This is a genomic window from Streptomyces zingiberis (assembly GCF_012034935.1).
GTDB lineage: Bacteria > Actinomycetota > Actinomycetes > Streptomycetales > Streptomycetaceae > Streptomyces > Streptomyces zingiberis.
On sequence record NZ_JAATEN010000022.1, the window covers coordinates 1 to 20938 of the forward strand.

Here is a 20938-nt window from a genome sequence, read left to right on the forward strand (position 1 = left end):
CGGTGGCACGGTCGACCAGTCCGCTTACCGGAAGGTGCTGGTCAGTTCAGCGGTACGGATCGCGCAGCAGCCGGATGCCACGTTCGGCGCGAGCATCGGGATACCCCATCTCCAGCACGCGCTCGGTCAGGTCACCAAGCTCGGCGAGAACCTCGTCCGGAACGTGCTGGGGAAGCCGACCGGGCCGGTGACGCGGGCCGAGGTGACGCGGGTCCTGTGGGCGATGGCGGGTGCCGCCCGGCGGATGGGCGCGCTGGATCCGGCGTCCACGGAGGCGCTGGGCCGTCCCGTGCTCCACCTGCCGCCCACGGAGCCGTGGACCCCGCAGCGGAAGCAGGAGCTGTGGATCCTCACCGCGCATGCCCTCGCCGTCCACGTGGACGCGGATGACCGGTTCGCGCTGGCGGCTCTGCACCTCGCGGGCAAGGGCGCCTTCGGCCCGGCCCATGTGCTGCGGGAAGGCGGGGCGGTCCGCGGTTACAACTGGAGTGGCGCGGTCGCGCCCGGTGGTCTGGATCTGCGGACCATGGGCCGGGAGACGGCGCCCGGCGGCGCGATGGAGACGGCTCCGGCGGCGTGGACGGCGGAGGGCGAGCCGGCCGAGGTGCTGTCGGTGTGGACGGCGGCCGACCCCAAGGGCATGGTGGTGCTGCGGCTGGCGGACATGCCACCGATGCGCGTGCACGATCAGGAACTCCTGGCGCTGCTCGACCTCGCCCCGCTGCTGCGCACCACCCCCCTCGGTGTCCCGCTCGTGCTGCTCTCCTCCCGCGCCGGTGCGCCGGACCGCCACTCCCCGCTGGCACAGGTGATCACCGACCGCTTCGGCCGTGACACCTGGGCGTACAGCGGTCCGCTGGGCGTGGAGACGCCGCCCGACGGGGCTCCGCTGCGGCTGATCGAGCGCATCGACCCCGCGACGGGGGTTCCGGGGGTCTGGCGCAAGGCGTGGCTGCGGAAGGAGGCGGCCACGGGGGTGCCGGTCACCTCCGGTACGGCGATGGTCTCCTCCCCGCCGGCGGGAGCCGTCGCCGCCGCCGATCCGCTGTTCGCCCCGCAGACGCTGCTGACCGACGACTCCGGCGCCGTGCGCGGCCGCAACTGGACGGGCGAGCAGATCACGAAGCTCCGCGCCGACCGGGCGCTCGTCGTCGAGGCCCGTCCGGGGGACGACGCGGAGTTCGTGGAGTCGAACAACCCCGCTCCCTGGGGCGCGGAGGCGTACCTGGTGGGCGCCGACCGCGTCAGGGGCGGCAAGGTGCGCACCCACGACGGGCAGGTGCTGAGCCGTGCGGACTTCGCCCGGAAGCTGGCCGCGGATCCCGCCCTGTCCGCGCTGCCGGCCCATGTGCCGGTGGTGCTCGCCATCCCGAAGGCCGGTACCCAGTATCTGGAGCTGATGCGGGAGGTCGCCGGCCGGCTCGGGCGCCGGGTGTGGGCGCCGAGCGGCGAGGGCCGCCTGCGTTACGACGCGGACCTCGACGCGCATGTGCCCACCATGATCGACCGGGACGAGGACGCCTGGCCCGGGGACTGGGTGCCCTTCGACCCGCCGGCCACCCCCGCCCGGTTCCAGGACCGCGTCTGGACGTCCGTGGCCGGCCGGACGTTCCGCGACAGCGACGTCATGACGATGCCCTTGGTCACCGAGGGCCGGCGGTTCGGGCGGACGTCGATCGGTGACGAGCTGGCGGGCCGGTCCTGGGTCCTTCGGCGGTGGTTCAGCCTGCGCAAGCTTCACCACGACGTGCCCACCACCGACGGGCATGTCGAGATCAGCACCGAGGAGCTCATCCCCGACCCCGCGGTGTACCTCGCCCACTACCACGGCCAGCCGGGCAGGCTCTATCTCCGGTTGCGCCAGGGCCGGACCGTGGTGCTGAACGCCGCGGACGGCGGGCTGTACATCGGCGGGCTGCGCGAGGTGCGCGAGGCGCCCGCGGGCCACCGCATCAACCTGGAGGTCTGCTACGGGGCGTCCCCCGGCGACCCGCGCCGGCCCCAGCGGCAGCACCTCCCGCTGCCCACCGTGGACGACCCGCTGGAGGAGCTCCCCCTCGCCCAGCACGTCGCCAACGTGAGCGGGCGGGAGGTGGACGCCTACACCACCTCGGTGGGGATGGCGGCCTTCAGCGATGCCCACTTCCTCGTCGACCCGCCGAACGGTGCCCCCGGACGGGTGGTCCGCTTCCGGCCCGAACCGTCGGACGCCGAGCTGGAGACCCTGGCCCGCCAGGCGTTTCCCGACGACGAGCCCGGCCCGGTGTCCCCGCACACCCGGCAGGTGACGCTCCGTCTGCTGCGCGCTCTGCGCCAGGTGCTGGGCGAGGACATCGAGAGCGACCGCGGGGTGGCGGACGGCCGCCACGCGACGCTGCTCGCCGGCATCGGGGCGCTGGAGACCCTGCGCGACAACGACCCGGACCTGAGCCCGCACACCCCCTTCACCAAGGACCTGTGGACGCTCGCCGCCCGGCGGATCGACGGAGGGGCGTCGGACCGGCTCGCCCATCTCCGGGCGCTGGAGACGAGCTGGACCTGGGTGCTCGACCGCCCGGACGCCACGCTCACCGCCGAGCTCGGCGACGACGGACTGACCTACGCCGCCGGGGAGTTCGCGAAGCCGGAACGCGAAGCCCGGATCAGGGAGATCCTGGAGAAGCGCACCGGGACGCTGAGCGAGGCGGACACCACGCGGGCCTTCTGGGCGATGACCGCGGCCTCCGAGGTGCTGCACGGCACCGAGCCGGCGGCTCAGGAGCGCCTGGGCCGCCGTGTCCTCCACCTGCCCACCACGGTCCCGTGGAACGAGGACCAGCTGTCGGACCTGGGCCTCCTGGTGGCGCGGGCGCACGCCCGGCGGCTGGACAGCGCCGACCCGGACGTCCTGGCCGCCCTGCACCTGGTGGGCCTGGGCGCCTTCGCACCCACCGTCCAGATCATGGAAGGCGGCGAGGTCGGCGGCCGGAACTGGAGCGGTGTGCCCGCCCCGGACGGTGTCGCCCCGGACCGGATCCGCGCGGTGCGCCTGAGCGGCACCGGCACCGTGACCGATCAGCTCCCGCCGCCGTGGGGCGCCTCGTCCCCCCGGCCCCTGACGGTCCTGACCGGGCCGGCGCGGAGCGACACCGTGGAGCTCCATCTGCCCAGGGCGGCCGGCCCGGTGCGGGTGCCGGACGCGGAGCTGTGGGCTCTGCTGGACCTCGACCCGGTGCTGAGGCCGGCGAAGATCGACACGCCCGCGCTCTTCGTGACCTCCGGCTTCGGGGTGGGGGACGGCGGCTCCCGGACCCAGGCCTTCTCCGACCGCACCGGCCGCGCCGCCTGGGCCTACACCGGGCCCCTGGAACTCACCGGGGCGGGACCCGGCGCCCCGCTCACCGTCACGGTCCGCCATGACCAGAACCTGGGCATGTGGCGCAGGACCACCTGGAACGCCCAGCCGGCCACGGCTGCCCCCGGCATCGTCACGACGGCCGGCCCGGCTTCCCCGGTGGGCTCCCCGCAGACGGGGCCGGAGACGGGGCCGGAGACGGACGCGCCGGCCGGCCCGGCGAGCGGGACCCCGCGGGAGACCGGCGGTCCGGTCGCCGCCACCACCCCCGCCCCGCCGCGGGCGGCCTGGCCCGAGCCGGAGACCCGGCGCGGCCCGGCCGGTACCTTCCACATCGCGCCCGCGGCGCCGCCGGCCCCCACCGCCCCGTCCGCCGTGCCCGGCCGGGACGGTGACGGCACCGGGGAGCGGGACGCCCGCACCGGCCTCGCCTATCCGTCCCCGGCCCAGATCAACGTCACCCCCGTGACCACCACCGGGGCCGGACCGGAGGACGCCGGCGGCACCGCGATGGACATTTCCGGAGACGGTCCCTCCGAGGCGGGCCCGGCCTGGGCGGTCTCCTCCTGGCGCCCCGCCGGCTCCGCGGGCCGGCCGCGGTTCACCTCGATGTACGGGGACCGCGGGTGGCGCCGGCGTTCCACGGCCCTGGAGTACGCGCTGGCGGGGCTGCTGGGCGGCCTCCCGGACATCTCCGAGATCGCGCGCGACGCCGTGGGCCGTCTGCACGGCGAACTCGTCACCCGGCACGGGGAGGCCGCGGCGACGCGCGCCTTCTTCGACCCGGGCGCGGCGCCGGCCGACCCGGCGGCGGCCCTGGCGTGGACGCGCTCCCTGCCGCCCGGCGTGCTCACCCTCGACGAGCTGATGACGGCGTTCGCCCACGCCGCGTACGCCGGTCCCGGGCTGCCGCCCGGGGTCGCCGGGGTGCTCTCCCGCGCGCCCGGCAACCGGTCGCGGTACGCCCCGGGCAGCGCCTACCGGGAGGTGCACGACAGCCGCGGGTTCCGCCGGGTGGGCGGGGAGCGGGGCCCGGCCCTGCGGATGCTGCGGACGTACGCGGCCCTCGGGGCGACCCGGCCGCAGCTGGTGGTGTTCCGCGCCGCCCTCATCGCCTGGCTGATCCCGGCCGACCTCCAGTCCCTCCACGAGATCGTCTCCGACTCGCACCTGGCGGGTCTCGGGGACGCGGAGGAGCGCACCGTCGCGCTGCGGGACGGCGCCGGGCTGCACGTCTGGGCGTCGAACACCGCCCACCGGTCCGGTTTTTACGAGTCCCACGCCGACGACCCCCGGATCCAGCACCTCACGGTGCCGCACCACGCGCTCTACGACCGGCGGTACCAGCTCGGCCGCGACGCCACCCCCAACCGGCTCGCCGTCCCCGACGACCTGATCTCCCTGATCGAGGAGGTCCTCGGCGGCGATCTGCCGGCGCACACGCAGCGCGGCCGGGAACTCCTGCGCTGGCTCCACCGCTACGGCGACCGGGGCGAGGAGGCGCTGGACCTCCTCACCGCCGCCCACCTGACGGCGCTCTACCTCTACAGCGGCCCCGACTACCGGCTGATGAAGGCGTACCTCAACGGGGAGCGGTTCGGCCCGGCGATGAGCCGCCGGCTGGTGCGTCTGAGCGCCTGGACGATGACGGTGAAGGCCGCGGAGGTCGGCCAGCCCGACATGGTCCCGATGGTCCTCCGCCGGCGGGACGCCTTCATGGACCTGTTCGACGCGATGTGGGAGGTGGACGACCTCGCCGCGCGCACCCGCGAGGTGGAGCGGCTGCGCCGCCGTGTGGACGCGATGGCCGACCGGGCCCTCGACGAGCTGCGGCTCCACGTCGACATGGCGATCGAGGCGCTGGAGATCCTGCCGCCGGTCAACGCCGACGTCTGGTGGGGCGACCGCGGCATTCCGGGCCCGCTGAACGGCCCGCCGGCCGCGGGTCCCATCTACGGGCGCGACACCATCACGTTCCCGTTCTTCCGCTCGACCTCCCTGCTGGCCGGGCCGGCGGAGGGCTTCATGCGCCGGAGCAAGGGCACCCCCGGCGGCGCCCACCTCGGGCTGGTGCACGTCCCGTTCTCGACGGCGCGCGAGGTCACGCCGTTCGTGGTCTTCCTCTCGGAGAACGAGGCCGCGTACCCGCCCGGGGCGGCCTTCGACATCGCCGAGCGCAGCGTGGTCTCCACCGACCCGGACCAGCGGAACTGGTACGAGGCCGTCGTCGCCCGCGAGCGGCCGCCCAGCCGGGGCGGCACCCCCACGCCGCGTCCCGGGGCCGCCCTCCCGGACGACCTGTTCACGATCGGCACCCCGGATCCCGGGCGGCAGTGGCCCGCGCCGGTGCTGCGGGAGGTGCGGGACACCTCCGGCCGGCTGCTGGGGATGGCGTCCTTCGACCACGGCGACTGGGCCGTGCGGCGCGCGGCGTACGCGGGGCTGGGCGGTGTGTCCGGGTTCGTGTCCTGGGAGCGGGACGGGGACGGCCCGCCCGTGGCCACGCGGCGGACGCTGCCCGGTGGCGGGAGCGCGCGGGGCACGTTCTTCTACGCCTCGCACGGCGGCCCGGACGGGCTGGCGCCCGTCACCGGGGACGGCGGCGTGCGGCGGGACGACGGCAGCCTCGTCGGGCACCTGCTGGCACCGTCGGTGCGGGCGGGCGGCTTCCGCAGCGTGACGGTGCTGGCCTGCGGTCCCGGCGGGATCGCCCACGGCGAGGCGGCGGCGCGGGCGCGGGCGCGGCGGCTGGCGGACGCGGTGGGCCTGCCGGTGCACATGCCGGTCGGCCGGTCGGCGGTCACCGTCGGCCAGGACGGCGCGACGGTGGTGCACACCCTGGAGGACCTCCACGGGAACAGCACGGGCTGGGTGACCGAACACCCGGCCGGCCGGCCCGCGGCCCCGTCACCGACCGCCACGGACGGCTCCCCGGCCACCGTGGCCTATCCCGGGCCGGAGCAGATCAACACGGGCGGGCCGGACGCCACTCCGGAACAGCTGGAGGACGCGGAGGCGGCCGGGGGGCGGCCGTGGGCGCTCTCCTCCTGGCAGCCGGCGGGCAGCCCCGGCCGGGTCCGGTACGCGGCGTTCTACCGGGACCGTGACTGGCGTGCGCTCAGCGTCGGTCTCGAGGACGCCCTCGCCGAGTCGCTGAGCGAGAACCCCCAGCTCGTCACGGTGGCGCGGGTGGTGACGCGCGGCGTGTACGACCGGCTCGCCGAGCGGTACGGGCCGGAGCGGGCGGCGCGGGCCTTCTTCGCCCCGGACGCGATGCCGGCGGATCCCGGCGCCGCGCTGGACCGGGTGCTCACCGCGCCCGCCGGGCCGGAGGCCCTGGAAGGGCTCATGATCGCCCTGGTCCGCGCCGCCTACACGGGCGGCGGGATGCCCGGCCCGGTGGCACAGGCGCTCTCCGGCATCGGGGGCGCGCGTCACGCGGCGGAGAGCGCCTACCGGGCCGTGCACGACAGCCGCGGCTTCCGCCGGGTCGGCGGGGAGCGGGGCCCCGCGCTGCGGCTGCTGCGGATGGCCGCCGCGACCCACCTGCCGCCGGCCGCGCTGCCGTCGTTCCGGGCCGCCCTGATCGCCTGGCTGGTCTCCTCCGACGCGCAGTCGCTCCACGAGGTGCTGCGCGACTCGCACCTGATCGGCATGGGTGACGCCGCCGAACGCGCGGCCACGGACCAGGACGGCGCCGCGCTCCACACCTGGGTGGCACCGCACTTCACCGCCGCCGGACTCCTCGACGGCGGCGACGACCTCCCCGACGCCCTGATCCCGCCGCACCAGGCCCTGTACGAACGCCGCATGACGTTCCCCCGGGCGGTCACCGGGACGATGGACATCCCCGGCATGCTCGTGAACATGACCGAGGCGGTGCTCAGCGGCCACCGCCCACGGGGCCAGGAGCACGACAGGGTGAAGGTGCTGAGCGCGTGGCTCAGGAGGCACGGCGAGCGCGGCGCCGAGGCGCTGGAGCGACTCACCCCGGCCCATATGACGGCCCTGTACCTCTACAGCGCGGCCGACTACCGGCTGATGAAGGCACTGCTCAACGGGGAGCGCTTCGGCCCGGGCATGAGCCGCCACCTCGTGCGCCACCAGGTGTGGGAACACCTCGAGTTGGCGATCGGGGACGGGAACACCGAGACCCTGCCGCTCACCGTGATGAACCACCCCGATTTCGCCGAGATCCACGCGGGCCTGCGCGAGCTGGCCGAGGGGCCGGATGCCGTCGGCGGGACCGCCGCCCGGTTGCGGCGCCGGGTGGACGATCTGGCGAACCGGGTCCACGACGAGCTGCGGCTCCACATCGACATGGCGGTCGAGGCGCTGGAGATCCTCCCGCCGGCCGGAACGACCGTCTGGTGGGGTGAGCGTGGAGCGCCCGGACCGCTGCACGCCCCCGCGGCGAACGGCCCGGTCTACGGCTCCGGGACGATCGATGTGCCGATCTTCCGCTCCACCTCGCTGGTGGAGCAGAGCGCGCTGGAGTTCGCGCAGTCCGACATGGGCGTGCCCGAGCGTTCGCACCGCAAGCTGATCGAGGTGCGGGACTCCACCGCGCGCGACGGGAGGCCGTTCTTCAAGTTCATGGCGGAGGGCGAGGCGCTCTACCCGCCGGCCATGCGGTTCGGCGTCGTCTCCCGTGAGCCGGACACCCGTACCGGGCCGTACCCGATGCTGCGTGAGGTGGTCACCGAGATCACCCCGCTGCCGGAACTCACCGGCGCCGACGATTCCTCCGGCCCGCTGCCCTACGCTCCGGCCGCGTTCGGCGACTCCGTGGACGACCTGTTCGACCTCGACGCCGGCAGGGACTCCGCGAGCGACTCCGGGATGTCGGACATCTCGCACCTGTCCGACGACCCGGCGGCCGATTCCGTCCCGCCCGCGGTGGTGCTGCGGGAGGTGCGGGACGCGTCCGGACGCCTGCTCGGGGTGGCGTCGTTCGACGACGGGGACTGGGCGGTACGGCAGGCGGCCTACGGCCGGCTGGGCGGCGCGTCGGAGTTCGTCTCCTGGGAGCGGGACGGGGACGGCCCGCCCGTGGCCACCCGGCGGGAACTGCCCGGCGGCGGGAGCGCCCGCGGCACGTTCTTCTACGCCTCGCACGCCGGCCCCGACGGACTGGCAGCGGTCACCGGGGACGGCGGGGTCCGGCGGGACGACGGCGGGTACGTCGGGCGGCTGCTGGCGCCGGCGATCCGGGCGGGCGGCTTCCGCAGCCTGACGGTGCTGGCCTGCGGCCCGGCCGGCACCGCCGTCGGCGCCACCGGGGGCGTGGCCCTGGCGCGGGCGCGGGCCCGGCGGCTGGCGGACGCGGTGGGGGTGCCGGTGCATCTGCCGGTGGGCCGTGCCGCGGTGACGGCCGGTGGGGACGGCCCGGCGGTCCTGCACACGCTGGAGGACGGGGCCGGCCGGGCCACGGACTGGGTGACGGAGTACCCCTCCGGACGGTCCGCCGGGAGCCCGCCGAGGCCCACCTCCGGTCGCGCCGCCCGCGCCGGAATCACCTATCCCGGCCCCGCGCTCGTCAACTCCGCTGTCGACGGTGACGTCGACATGAGCTCCGGGCCCGAGTCCGGCGAGGTGTCCGGATCTTCTGAATCCTCGGGGTCCCCGGAATCCTCGGGCTCCCCGGAATCCTCCGGCTCCTCCGGGTCCTCCGGCTCCGGTGCCGCGTCCGCCGTGATGTCGGACGAGGGCCTGCTCTTCGTCCCCGCCTTCGGCGCGGCGCCGGACGCCGACGTGGTCTTCAGCTCCGACTCCGGCGAGGCGTCGGACAGCCACGTGGTCTTCGGCCACGACTCCGACGAGGCACCGGACCTCGTCATGGACTCCGGGCCCGAGTCCGGTGAGGTCTCGGAGTCCGACGGGGAACCGGACGACGCGCCGGACGCCGGCACCACCACCGGCCGCGCGCCCGGCCGCGCCGACAACGGGCTGCCCTTCCACACCTCCTCCTGGCGGATCACCGGCTCTCCCGACGTGCCGCGCTTCACCGGTCTCTACGGCAGCCCCGCCTGGCGGCAGCGGAGCGTCGAGTTCGAGTTCGCGCTGGCGAACGCGCTGACGATGGACCCGACCGTGCTCGCCGCGGCGCGGCAGGCGCTCGGCCGCGCCCACCACTTCCTCGCCCAGCGGTTCGGGGCCGAGGCGGCGGCCCGCACGCTCGTCCCGCCGTCCGACCCCGCGTGGCAGCAGACCGGCGACCCGGTCGGCCGTCTGCTCGGCCCGGCGGCCACCGCCGAACTGCACCAGGTCATGGCGGCCTACGCGAACGCCGTCTTCGCGGGCGCCCAGGCCCAGGGGACCGTGCACGGCGCGCTGCCGGGCCGGATCTCCTACGACGGCCGTCCCGTGATCCCGCTGAACCGCGCCGAACGGGGGCAGTGGCAGCAGCACGACGCCCTCGGCTTCCGGCAGGCCGGCGGGGTGGACGGGCCCGCCCTCTGGCTGCTCCAGGCGGCCCGTGAACTCGGCGCGACCGACCCCGAGCTGGGCGCCCTCCGCGCCGCGCTGATCGCCTGGGCCGTCCCGGCCGGCCTGCACTCGCTCCCCGAGGTGCTCCGCGCCCTGCACCGGCTCGGCCTCGGCAGCCGCGAGGAGCGCTGCGCCCTCTCCCTGGACGCCGCCCGGATGCACAACTGGGTGCGGGACCACTTCGTCCCCTGGGAGCGGGTCCCCGGCGACGAGCAGGGTCAGGCCCTCGCCCACCGCCTGCGCTCCCCGCACACCGCCGTCTACGGCGAGGTGACCCGCTACCCGGAGACCGCGACCGCCAGCGTCGAGGTTCCGGGCGGGCTGGAGGCCATGGTCCGTGAACTCCTCGTGCCCGGCTCCCCGCAGGTCACCGACGTGGAGCGGATGGCCGTGGCGCAGGACTGGCTGGCACGGCACGGTGCCGCGGGCCGCGCCGCGCTGCTGAGGCTCACCCCCGCCCACATGGCCGCCCTCTTCATCTACAGCCTCCCCGACTACCAGCTCATGAAGGCGTATCTGAACGGCGAGCGGTTCGGCCGCGGCACCACCCGGTGGCTGCTGCGCACCGTCGCCTGGAAGACGGTGGTGAAGGGCGTCGACGCGGCACAGTCCTGGGAGCACCACGTGCCCCTGACGCTGCGCATGTACCCCGGCTTCGGCGAGATCATGAGCGACGTCATGCACCTGGGCAGCCTGGACCTGAGGGACCCGGAGACCGCGTGGGTGCGGCGCCGGCTCGACACCGTCGTGGACCGGTTCAGTTTCGATCTGCGGCTGCACATCGAGATGGCGGCCGAGGCGCTGGAGCTGCTTCCCCCGGTGGCGCGCACCGTCTGGTGGGGCGACCGCGGCGCGCCGGGCCCCCTGACGGGGCAGCCGGCCGGTCCGACCCAGAACCTGATCATGGTGCCGTTCTTCCGCAGCACCTCCCTCGGGGAGGACGAGGCGCTGGACTTCGCGCTGGACACCCGCCCCGCGCCCTCGGGGACCCACCGCCAGCTCACCGAGGTTTCCGACTCCTCGGCCCGGGACATCTCCCTGTTCTCCCGGTTCCTGAGCGAGACGGAGGCGCTCTACCCGCCCGCCAGCCTCTACCGCCAGGAGAGCCGGACCCTCCGCCGCACCGAGGGGCGGCGGTTCGCGCACGTCCGCGTCCGTGAGGCGCGCGACACGCCGTGGCCCGTACCGGCCCGGCCCGTCCCGCCGGAGGGCGACGGCCTGCGGCTGTCCCTCCTCTACGCCGACCCGCGTTGGCCGGTGCTGCGCGCCGAGTACGAGACGGCCCTCGGCCGGGTCCTCACCCTCGACGGGGCCGTCGTCGCCGGGGCGCGGTCCGCCGTGCTCGCGCTCCACGCCTACCTCGCCGGGCACGTCGGTCCCGCCGCGGCGGCCTCGGCGTTCCTCCCGGCCGTGGACCCCGGGACCGACCCCGAGGAGCGGTTCGACGCGCTGACCGACGAGGACGCCGGCGTGGACACGGACACGCTCATGGCGGCGTTCGCGTCCGCCGCGTACGGGTCGCCGGCCGGCCCGTCGCACCCGTCGCTGCGCCTGCTGTGGCAGGAACGTCCCGGGCTGCGGCCCGACGACGTGCCCGCCACGGCGCCCGAGACGGAGGACCACCCCTGGAACGGGCCCTGGTTCCGGGACCGCCACGACCAGCTGGGGCACCACGTCGGCACCGGCCACGCCACCCGGGTGGAGTGGCTGCTGCGGGCCTTCCGGAGCCTGCCGGGCACGGACCCGGCCGAGCTGTCCGCGCTGCGCACCGCCCTGATCGCGACCCACCTCGGCGGCGGCACCCACTCGCTGGCCGAACTCCTGGAGGCCGCGCACCGGGCCGGGGTGCGCGAGGAGACCGAGCCCGTGCCGGCGCAGACCGAGGCGGCCCGGCTGTACCTGTGGGCCGACGCGGTCTTCGACCCCCGCCACCGCGTCCGGACCGAGCCCGCCCTGAGCGAGGAGTTCGGTGACGACGGCACCCTGCGGGAGCAGCTCATCCCGCCGCACCAGCGGCTGTACCTGCGGACCACCGCCTGGCTCCGCCCGTGGATCACCGCCGGCGCGGCCGAGCCGGCCGCCATCACCGCGTTCGCCCGGCTGGAGGGCTCCACCTGGAGCGGGGCGGACCTGGCCGCCCTTCCCTGGCCGGCGGGCCCCGAGGCGCGGAGGCGGCGTGCCGCGCGGCGCGCCTGGCTGCTGCGGCACGAGAGCCCCGCGCTGCTGCGGAACCTCACCGCGGCGCACGTCCCCGCGCTCTACCTGATCAGCGGGCAGGACGCCCTGCTGACCGACCCGGAGCTGACCACCGGGCCCGGCTCGCTCGACCGGCTCCGTGACGCCCTGGGCAAGCTGGCCCTTCGGGACATCCCGCGGGGGGTGCCGGAGCAACGGTGGTCGCTGTTCCTCCTGCGCGACACGCGGTTCCGGACGCTGGTGCGCCGCGCCGCGTTCCTGCCGCCGGACATCCCGGACCGGCAGGCCGTCCTGGACGGGATCGCCCGGGAGGCGGCGGACCGCGCCACCGGGCTCGCCGAGGGGCTCCGCGGCGAACTCGCCGTCCTGCGGCGGATGGCCGGCGAGGCCCTCGGCCTGCTGCCGCCGCTGGACACGGCCGCGTACTGGCACACCTGGGAGCCGGGGAGCCTCGCGGACGCCGGTTCGGCCATGGCGGGGCTCACCTTCACCAAGCCCGCCTTCGACACGGTCACCACCTCCCGGGAGACCCTGGCGCGGGCCCTGCGGACGCCGCCGCCCGGTGAGCACCACCCGGTGGTCTACGAGGTGCGCCGCTCCTCCGCGCGGGACGTCGCGCCGTTCGGCCGCAACCCCGGCGTCCGGCAGGCCCTGTACCCGCGGGAGACCTCTTTCCAGGAAGTGGCCCGGGAGGTCCGGTACGACGCCGCCCTCGGCCGCGACCTGCTCCACGTCACCGTGCGGGAACTGCCCGCCCCGCCCGCCGGGCAGGCGTGGGACCGGGAGGTCCTCGTCCGCCCGGTGATGCGGCCCGACGGCAGCTGGGCCGGCGTCACCGGTTACACCGTGCAGGAGGCGGCGGAGCGCCACAGCGCCCTGCGGACCTTCCCCGAGCTGAGCTACTTCAAGTACTTCGACACCGAGAGCGGGACCTGGGAGGCCGACCGGGTGCCGGTGCCCTGGGAGCGCGGCGCGCTGTTCTTCGCCGCCCCCGGCGACGGCCGGCTGGTCCGCCTCGCCTCCCGCGACGGCGCCAAGCTGGTCACCGCCGGTCAGGCGGGTGACCACGTCCGGGAGTTGCTCCGCGCCCACGACCGGCCCCGGCCCGCCGCGCTCGTCGTCCTCGGCCCGCCCGCCGGGGCCGGCCCGCTGGCCCGGCGGATGGCGGACCGCTCCGGGGTCGACACCGTCGGCGCGACGGCGCCCAGTGAGACCTACGACCGCGGCTCCGGCGCCGTCCCGCCCTTCGGGCTGGAAGTCGCGCGCGACCCCGGGCTGCCCGCGCCCCGGTGGCTCGTCCACACCCCGGAGCCCGGCGAAGGCACCGGGGGCGGGGCGCCGCGCGACCCGTGGCACCACACCGACGGCCTCGCCTCCCTCTACGCCGATCCGCGCTGGCCCGTGGCGAGCCGGGCCTGGGAGCGGGCGCTGGGCCGCGCCCTGGCCGGTGACACGGCGGTCCTGGCGGCGGCCCGCGACGCCGTACGCAGGCTGCACGAGTGGCTCGCCGACCGGTACGGCGCGGAGCGGGCCCTGTCGCTGCTCCTCCCGGAGACCGTCACGGGCCGGGAGAACCAGGAGACGGCCCTCCGCCGGACGCTGGACCCCCGGGGAGACGCCGGGCTGCCGCACCTGATGTCCACGTTCGCCAGGGGCGCCGGCCTGACCTCGTGGTTCAGCGCCCCGCCCCCGCCGGATCAGGAGGGCAACTGGTACCGGGATCTCCACCACGACCGCGGCTTCCCCCTGGCGGGCGGCCCGGCCCGGCCGGCCGTGGACGCGCTCACGCGGTACGCGCGGCTGCCCGGGGTGCTCCGTGCCGACGTCCTGGCCTTCCGGGACGCCGTGGTCGGCTGGCTGCTGCCCACCGGCCGCCACACCCTCGTCGAAATCCTGCTCGCCTCCCGCGAGGCCGGGCTGGGGGACACCGCCGAGCGCGCCGCGACCACTGGTGACGCCGCGCACGTCCACCGCTGGGCCGAGGCCACCTGGAACCCGGCCGCGCGGCTGGGAGCCGCACTCGGTGGGCTGCGCCTGCCCCACCGGGCCCTGTACGCCACCGGAGCCGGCCGCCCCGACCCGCGGGCCTCCGGTGGCCTGGTCCTGCCCGACGGGCTCGCCCGCTCCATCCGCTCCGGTGAGGAGAGGCTGGCCGGGGACTTCGACCCGGACGGGCTGCTCGACCGCGACGACGCCCTGCACGACTGGCGGCAGCGGCACGGCGGCTCCCCCCTCGACGGCCTGGACCCCGCCCACGTCACGGCCCTGCACCTGCTCGGCGGCCCCGACGCGGCCCTGTTCGCCGAGGACGCGCCCGTGACGGCGGCCCAGCGCGCCCTCGCGCCCGCCCTCGCCGGTGACCTCACCCTCCCCGTCGTGATGCTGAGCCAGCCGGAGATCCTGCGCCTGGCCGAGCGCGCCCGGGCGCTTCCCGCGGACGGCCCCGGCCGCGCCCAGCTGTTGCCCGCCCTGCGCCAGGCGGTCGCCGCCGCGGACAGCCGGCTCCGGGCGGAGACACGGCAGCACGCCGCCCTCGCCGCCGAGGCGCTGGAGCTGCTGCCCCCGGTGCGGGAACGCGTCTGGTGGGCGGGCACGCTCCCCGGCACCCTGCCCGAGCCCTCCGGCGGCCCGGACCGCACCACCGGACTCACCGACGGCACCCCGCGGTCCGTCGCGACCGGCCGGTTCCACGTGGCCCGGCTGGAGTCGGGGATCGCGCTGGAGCAGCTGTGGGCCCGGGAGCCGGCCCGCGGCCACCACCCGGTGCTCTTCGAGGTGGAGCGCTCCTCGGCCCGCGACATCGCGGTCTTCGCCGCCGAGCCGCTGGACGGCCCGGTGGCCTACGCGGAGCCCGCCGACTTCACCGTCCTGCGGCGCGCGATCCGCACCGACCCGGACACCGGCCGCGTCTACGAGCACCTCCTCCTCGCGGAGACCCCCGCCACCACGGCCGCGCACACCACCGGCCCCGTCACCGCCCTGACCACCCTCACCACCGGGCCGGGCCGGCCCACCGCGCCGGAGCCGGGCTACCCGGAGCCCGACTACTGGAACGCGCCGTGGGACGGGCCCTCCGCGGTGCCCGCCCCGGCCGGGATCGTGGTCCGCGAGATCCGCGACGGAAACGGCCAGGTCTTCGGCGCGGCCTCGTTCTCCCGGCGGGACTGGGCCCTGCGGGAGGGCTTCTACGGCGGCCTGCGCGCCGCGAGCCACTACACCGAGTGGAGCCGCGGCCCGGCCGGGGAGCGCGTGGCGCGGCAGCGCCCCCTGCCCGCCACCGGATCCGGCTCCACCTTCTTCTGGACCTCCCACGGCTCGGCGGACGGCTACACCGTCGCCACCGCGGAGGACCTCCCCACCGGCGCCGACAGCGAGACCGTCGGCCGCCTGCTCGGCCCCGGCATCGCCGCGGCGGGCTTCACCAGCGTCACCGTCCTCGCCTGCGCGCCCGAGGACACCGGCCGGCGCCCCGGCCGCGCCGGGAACGCCCCCGCCGGGCCGGCGGGCCTGACGGACCTGACGAACCTGACGGACGTCTCCAGCGCGGTCCGGCGGGCGCAGGGCATCGCCGACGCCACGGGCCTCGACGTCTACCTGGTCACCGGCCGGGCGGCCGTCACCCGGGGACAGGACGGGAACGGGGCCCCGGCGGCCACCGTCCACCTGCTGGAGGCCGCCGACGGCCGGGCCACCGGCTGGCTCCGCGTCCCGCCCACCTCCCGGCCCGGGCTGGCGCGGTTCCCCGACCCCGCCCCGCCGGCCACCGGCGCCGGGACGCCCGGCGGACGGCCGTGGCACGTCCCCGGCTGGCGGGTCCCCGGCTCGTCCCAGGCCGTCCACTTCACCCCGCTCTACGGGCAGCGGGAGTGGCGGAACCTGAGCGCGCGCTTCGAGTTCGAGCTGGCGCGGCGGCTGGCCGCCCGGCAGGAGGCCGTCGAGGGCGCCCGCCGCGCCGTCGCCCGGCTCCACACCTACCTGGCCCAGCGGCACGGGCCCGCCGCCGCCGACCGCGCCTTCCTCGCCGGGACCCCCACCGCGGACCTGCTCGGGGAACCGGACGCGGTGGGCCGGTTCCTGGCGACCGGGCCGGGGGTGCCGCATCTCGTCCAGGCGTTCGCGAACGCCGCCTACGCCTCCGCCGAGCCCGGCACGCTGCTGCGCACCCTGCCGGGGTGGCTCAGCTCGCCCTCGGCGCCGCGCCCGCGGGGCCACCGGGGCGGCGCCTACCGGTTCGCGCACGACCTCCGCGGCTTCCGGTACGTGGGGGGTACGGCCGGCCCCGCCCTGTGGACGCTCCAGGCCCTGCGGGCCGTCGGCGCGGACCCGTCCGAACTGGCGGCCTTCCGCCAGGCGATGCTGGCCTGGGCCGTCCTGACCGACACCCAGTCCCTGTCCGAGGCGGTGCGCGCCTCGCACCTGGCCGGCCTGGGCGACGACACCGAGCGCGCCGCCGTCGGCCTCGAAGGCGCCCGCCTGCACCGGTGGGCCGCGCGCACCTTCGCGCCCGGTCTGCCGCTGCCGCACCACGAGGTGTACGCCCGCACCGCCGCCTTCGAGAACGACTACGGCATCCCCGTGCCCGGGGACATGATCAAGGCGCTGAACGCGGCGCTGACCGGGGGCCCGACGCACACCGAGGAACAGTCGAACCGGGCCGACGCGGCGCGGGCGTGGCTGGAACGGTACGGGGACGAGGGCCGCCGGGCCCTGGCCGCGCTGCACCCGGGCCATCTGATCGCGCTGCACCTCTACACCGACACGGATCACAAGCTGTTCAAGCCGTACGTCACGGGAACCCGCTTCGGCGCGCTCGCCGGCCGCTGGCTGCTCAGGGAGCGGGTGTGGCGGCACGCGCGCGCGGAGGTCGGAGAGGAGTCCTTCGACCTGCTGAAGGACGACCCGGACCTCAACCAGGCCATCGACGACCTGGCGGACCTGGGGCCGGACGCGAGCGGGCCGGCGGTCCTGGAGATCCGGCGCCGGGTGAACCGGGTCGCCGACCGCCTGCACGCCGCCATGCCCGCGCACGTCGGCATGGTGGCCGAGGCGCTGGAGATCCTGCCCCCCATGAACCGGCCGGTGTGGTGGGGCGGCTGGCTCCCCGGCGGCCTGGACCAGCTGGGGGATTCGCCGCTGGTCATGGACTCCGTCCTGTTCGTCCCGCGGTTCCGCTCCACCACCGAGTCCCAGTCCATGGCGCTGGCGTACATGCGGGACGACCAGGACGGCGCCGAGGACCGCCACCCGATGGTGGCCTACGTGGGGCATTCCGTCGCCCGCCAGGTGACGCCCTTCTCCGCGTGGATCGACGAGGAGGAGGTGCTCTACGCGCCGGGCACGGTGCTCACGATCCACGCCCGTGAGCCCAACGAGGACCCGACGACCGGGGAGCCGTACGCCGACTACCTCCTGGAGGAGATGCCCCCGTACCCGCCCGCGGCGCTGCACAACGCGGACGACGGGAGGTGGCCGCGGATCGTCGAACTCCCCGACGGCGTCGCCGACTCCGACGAGGGCGCCGCCGCCGACCGGGCCTTCGAGGCGTTCGGCGACGATCGCGACGGCTCCGTCTCCCCGGAGCCGGAATCGCCCGCCCCGCCCGTGTCGCGCGGCGACTACCGGCGTACCGACGAGCTCACCGCGGACCTCGACGGCGTCCGCTACGCCCTGCACGAGTCCCCGGGGGAGGGCGACCGGAATGTCCCCGCCCTGTACTTCGCCCTGCGGTACACGGCCACCGCCGAGCTCCGGGACGCCGGTGTCGAGACCGCCGACGGCTTCCGCGAATGGCTGGCGGGGAACCTCACCGACGCCGACGTCTCCCCGGCGTCCGCCGCGGCGGTGCCCCCGCTGTCCATGTCGGGCACCATCGCGGTGGTCCGGCTGGAGCGGATCGGCGTGGAACTCGACGTCGCCCAGCGCACGCAGGCGATGCTCCTCGGCGACCGGCTCCCCACCCCGGAGGTCACGCTCAGCCCGGTCCAGCGCCTCCGGCTGCTGCTCATCGACCCGTCCCGCGGCGACAGGGCCGCGAACCCGGCGCTGCCCATGGACGCCCTCGTGACCGCGGCCGCCCGCGCGCTCGGCACGGTCGTGGCCGTGGCGGGGCCGGACGGAGCGGTGACCTTCCACCCCGTCGGCGCCACGGACGGCAGCGACGGTGCCGAGGGTGACGGCACGCCCGGCGAGGCCGGAGCCGTGCGTCCCGGCACCCCCGGCGAGGCCACCGAGCCACCCGCGCTCCTCGTCCACGACCAGGAGCGGGACCGGTACCTCTCCGGGCTCCCCGGCGGCCCCGCCGACACCGGGCCGGCCGGGTCCCCGGGCAGCAGCAGCCCCGGAGACCTCGGCGATCTCGGCAGTCTCGGTGATCTCGTGGACACCGGGGGCGCCTACTCCGACAGCGCCCGGCTGGCCCGGGTGGCCGAGGCCCTCTCCGCCGCGCCCGGCCCGGTCCGCGACCGGCTGCGGGAGCTGGTCTCCCAGGGAGGGCGGGACGGCAGGCGCCGGGCGCCGGACTGGACCATGGCCCGCCTCCGCTATCTGACGGAGGCCGTGGAGTTCGAGCGGCGGCTCGCCCACCACCTCGCCGGCCACCCGGCCGTCAACGCCCAGCTCGCCGTCATGACACGGGTCCTGTGGCAGCGTGCCGAGGCCGTCGGCCGCTGGGCCGAGCTGGGCTCGGACGACCCCACGATCGACGGCGCCGTGGGCACCGACCGCGCGCGGCTGCGGGCGGTCGCGGTGTCGGGCAATCTGCGCGAGCGGATGGGCATGCTCTGGATCGGCGCCCAGTCCCGGGAGGGGAACGGCGGCCTCATCTCCGAGCTGCTCGGCAGCCCCGACCCCAACCCGGCGGTGATCACCGCCGAGTACATCGTCTCGCGTCCCCCGTCCATGCTCATGATCGACCACAAGCTGCTGCTCGCGGGGGACCGGGAGTCGCCCGAGGCGCGGGCGACGCTGAAGGAGGTCGAGCGGGCGCTGCGGGTGCCGTTGCGCGTCGAGGACATCCGGCCGCCGCTGAGCGAGGCGGAGCGCTCCCTGATGGGCGGGGACGTCCTGCCCTGGATTCCGGGGGCGAACCGCTACGACATCTCCCTGCACAGCGCCCCGCACCGCGCGGCAGCGCGGAGCGGTGCCCTGGTCGAGGCCGGCACCTCCGGCTCGGCCGCCCGGCTGATGTCGCAGGCCGTGAAGATGCGCGAGGTCTGGGGCCTGGACATCGACCTGGGGCTGGTGCGCGCCGCGCTGCTGGCGGAGATGCTGCCGGTGCGCCACCACTCCCTGGACGAGGTGATGCGCGGCTCGCAGCTCGTCCTGGACCGGCAGCGGGAGCGCGGCCGGCCCGAGCCGGGGCAGCTGGACTACGTCAACAACTGGGGCCGCTACTGGCGGATCTCCCCCCTCACCGAGGCCGAGCTGCGCGAACACGTGGCCGCCGACGGCCTCTTCCCCGACGAGCACGCCCTGGACACCCTGGGCTGGCTGGGGGACGGCACCTCCGGCCGCGACGAGGAGACGTTCCAGGCCTGGCTGGCCCGGTACCGGGGCGCGCTGGAGGACGTCCTCGACGTCCTGGCGGCGCTCGGCCCCGGCCAGGTGCCGGGCCCCCGCCGCGGTTCGGCGCCCGCCGGACCCGTGCCCGGCACCGGGCCCGGCCCCGTACCGGCCTCGGTCTCCGCCGGCGCGCTGGAGCGCCTGCTCGACGCGTGGTTCCACCGCCGGCGGCTGGACCCCCCGGACTCCCTGGACGAGAAGTTGCGCCGGATACTGTACGACCGCCCCTGACACAGGCACGAGGAGCTCATGAACGACAAAGCCGCCGAGGCCGCCGCCGAGAACACGGCCGCCACGGCCGCCACCGCCGGGGCCGGCACCGCCGAGGACGCCGAGCCGCCGGTCCCCGAGGAGATCCGGGAGGCCGCCCGGCTCGCCCCCGACCACTGGCTCGGCATGGTCGACCCCACCTGGTCCGGCACGGGCGAGCCGCCGAACTGGGCGGTGGTGGGGCAGTGGCGGTCCGGCCTGGACGGCGAGATCGAGGAGTGGCGCCCCAACGAGGAGTACCGCCCCTCGCCCCAGGCCCTCGGCTGGCCCGCGCCGACCGACCCGGTGGACGAGGCGGTGCAGCTCGCCGCCACCGGCTACGGCCCCGGCGACGCGGTGCCCCGCACGCTCGCCGCCGCGGAGGTCGCCGTCCTCCTCGGCCCCGGCGGCGCCCCGCTCTCCGCCACCTCGCCCGACGGGGCGCCGGTGGTACCGGTGTTCACCTCGCCCACGTATCTGCACCTGGCCGGCCGCTTCGGCTACGAGCTGATCCCCGTCCCCCAGGTGGTGGACCGGCTGCCGGAGGGGCACGTGCTGTACCTCAACCCCTCCGGCCCGGTGTCCATGACGGTGGAGGCCGACGCGCTGCGGCTGGCGGTGGCGGAGACGGCCTCGGCGGTGGCGGCCCAGGGCGCGCCGAACCCGGCGGACGCCGTCGGTACGCCGGAAGCGCCGGGCACGGCGGACGGCACGGACACGCCGGACGCCATGGGCACGGCGGACGCCATGGGCACGGCGGACGCCATGGGCACGGCGGACGGCACGGGCACGGCGGACGGCGGCGCGGACGGGCGGACCGAACCGGCCGCCCGGCCCGGCGAGGAGGAGCCGCCGCCCGCGACGCCCGCCGCCGTACGCCTCTCGACGGTGGGGGGCGGCGCGAGCTCCGCCACCCCGGCCGCCTCCGCCGATGGAGGAGCCGGGGAACCCGCGGATCCCGGGGCCTCCGGGGCCTCCGGGGCATCCGGGGAGTCCGGGGAAGCAGCCGGGAGCGCCGGTGCCCCGGATTCCGGCCCGGCCTCCGCCGGCTGACCCCGGCCGCCGGGCCCTCGGCGACCGGCCCGTCCCACCGCGGCCACACCGGCCCTC

At 76.6% G+C, this 20938-nt stretch carries 2 protein-coding genes; both read left to right on the forward strand.

Annotated features, from left to right (window positions below):
- The first annotated feature begins 34 nt into the window (after nucleotides 1-34).
- A complete protein-coding gene (locus HCK00_RS22260) occupies nucleotides 35-19810 on the forward strand; it encodes a lonely Cys domain-containing protein (protein WP_206320748.1) in 19776 nt (6591 codons plus the stop codon).
- 18 nt (nucleotides 19811-19828) lie between these two features.
- A complete protein-coding gene (locus HCK00_RS27885; protein ID WP_240965992.1) occupies nucleotides 19829-20881 on the forward strand; it encodes a type VII secretion system-associated protein in 1053 nt (350 codons plus the stop codon).
- Nucleotides 20882-20938: the final 57 nt, after the last annotated feature.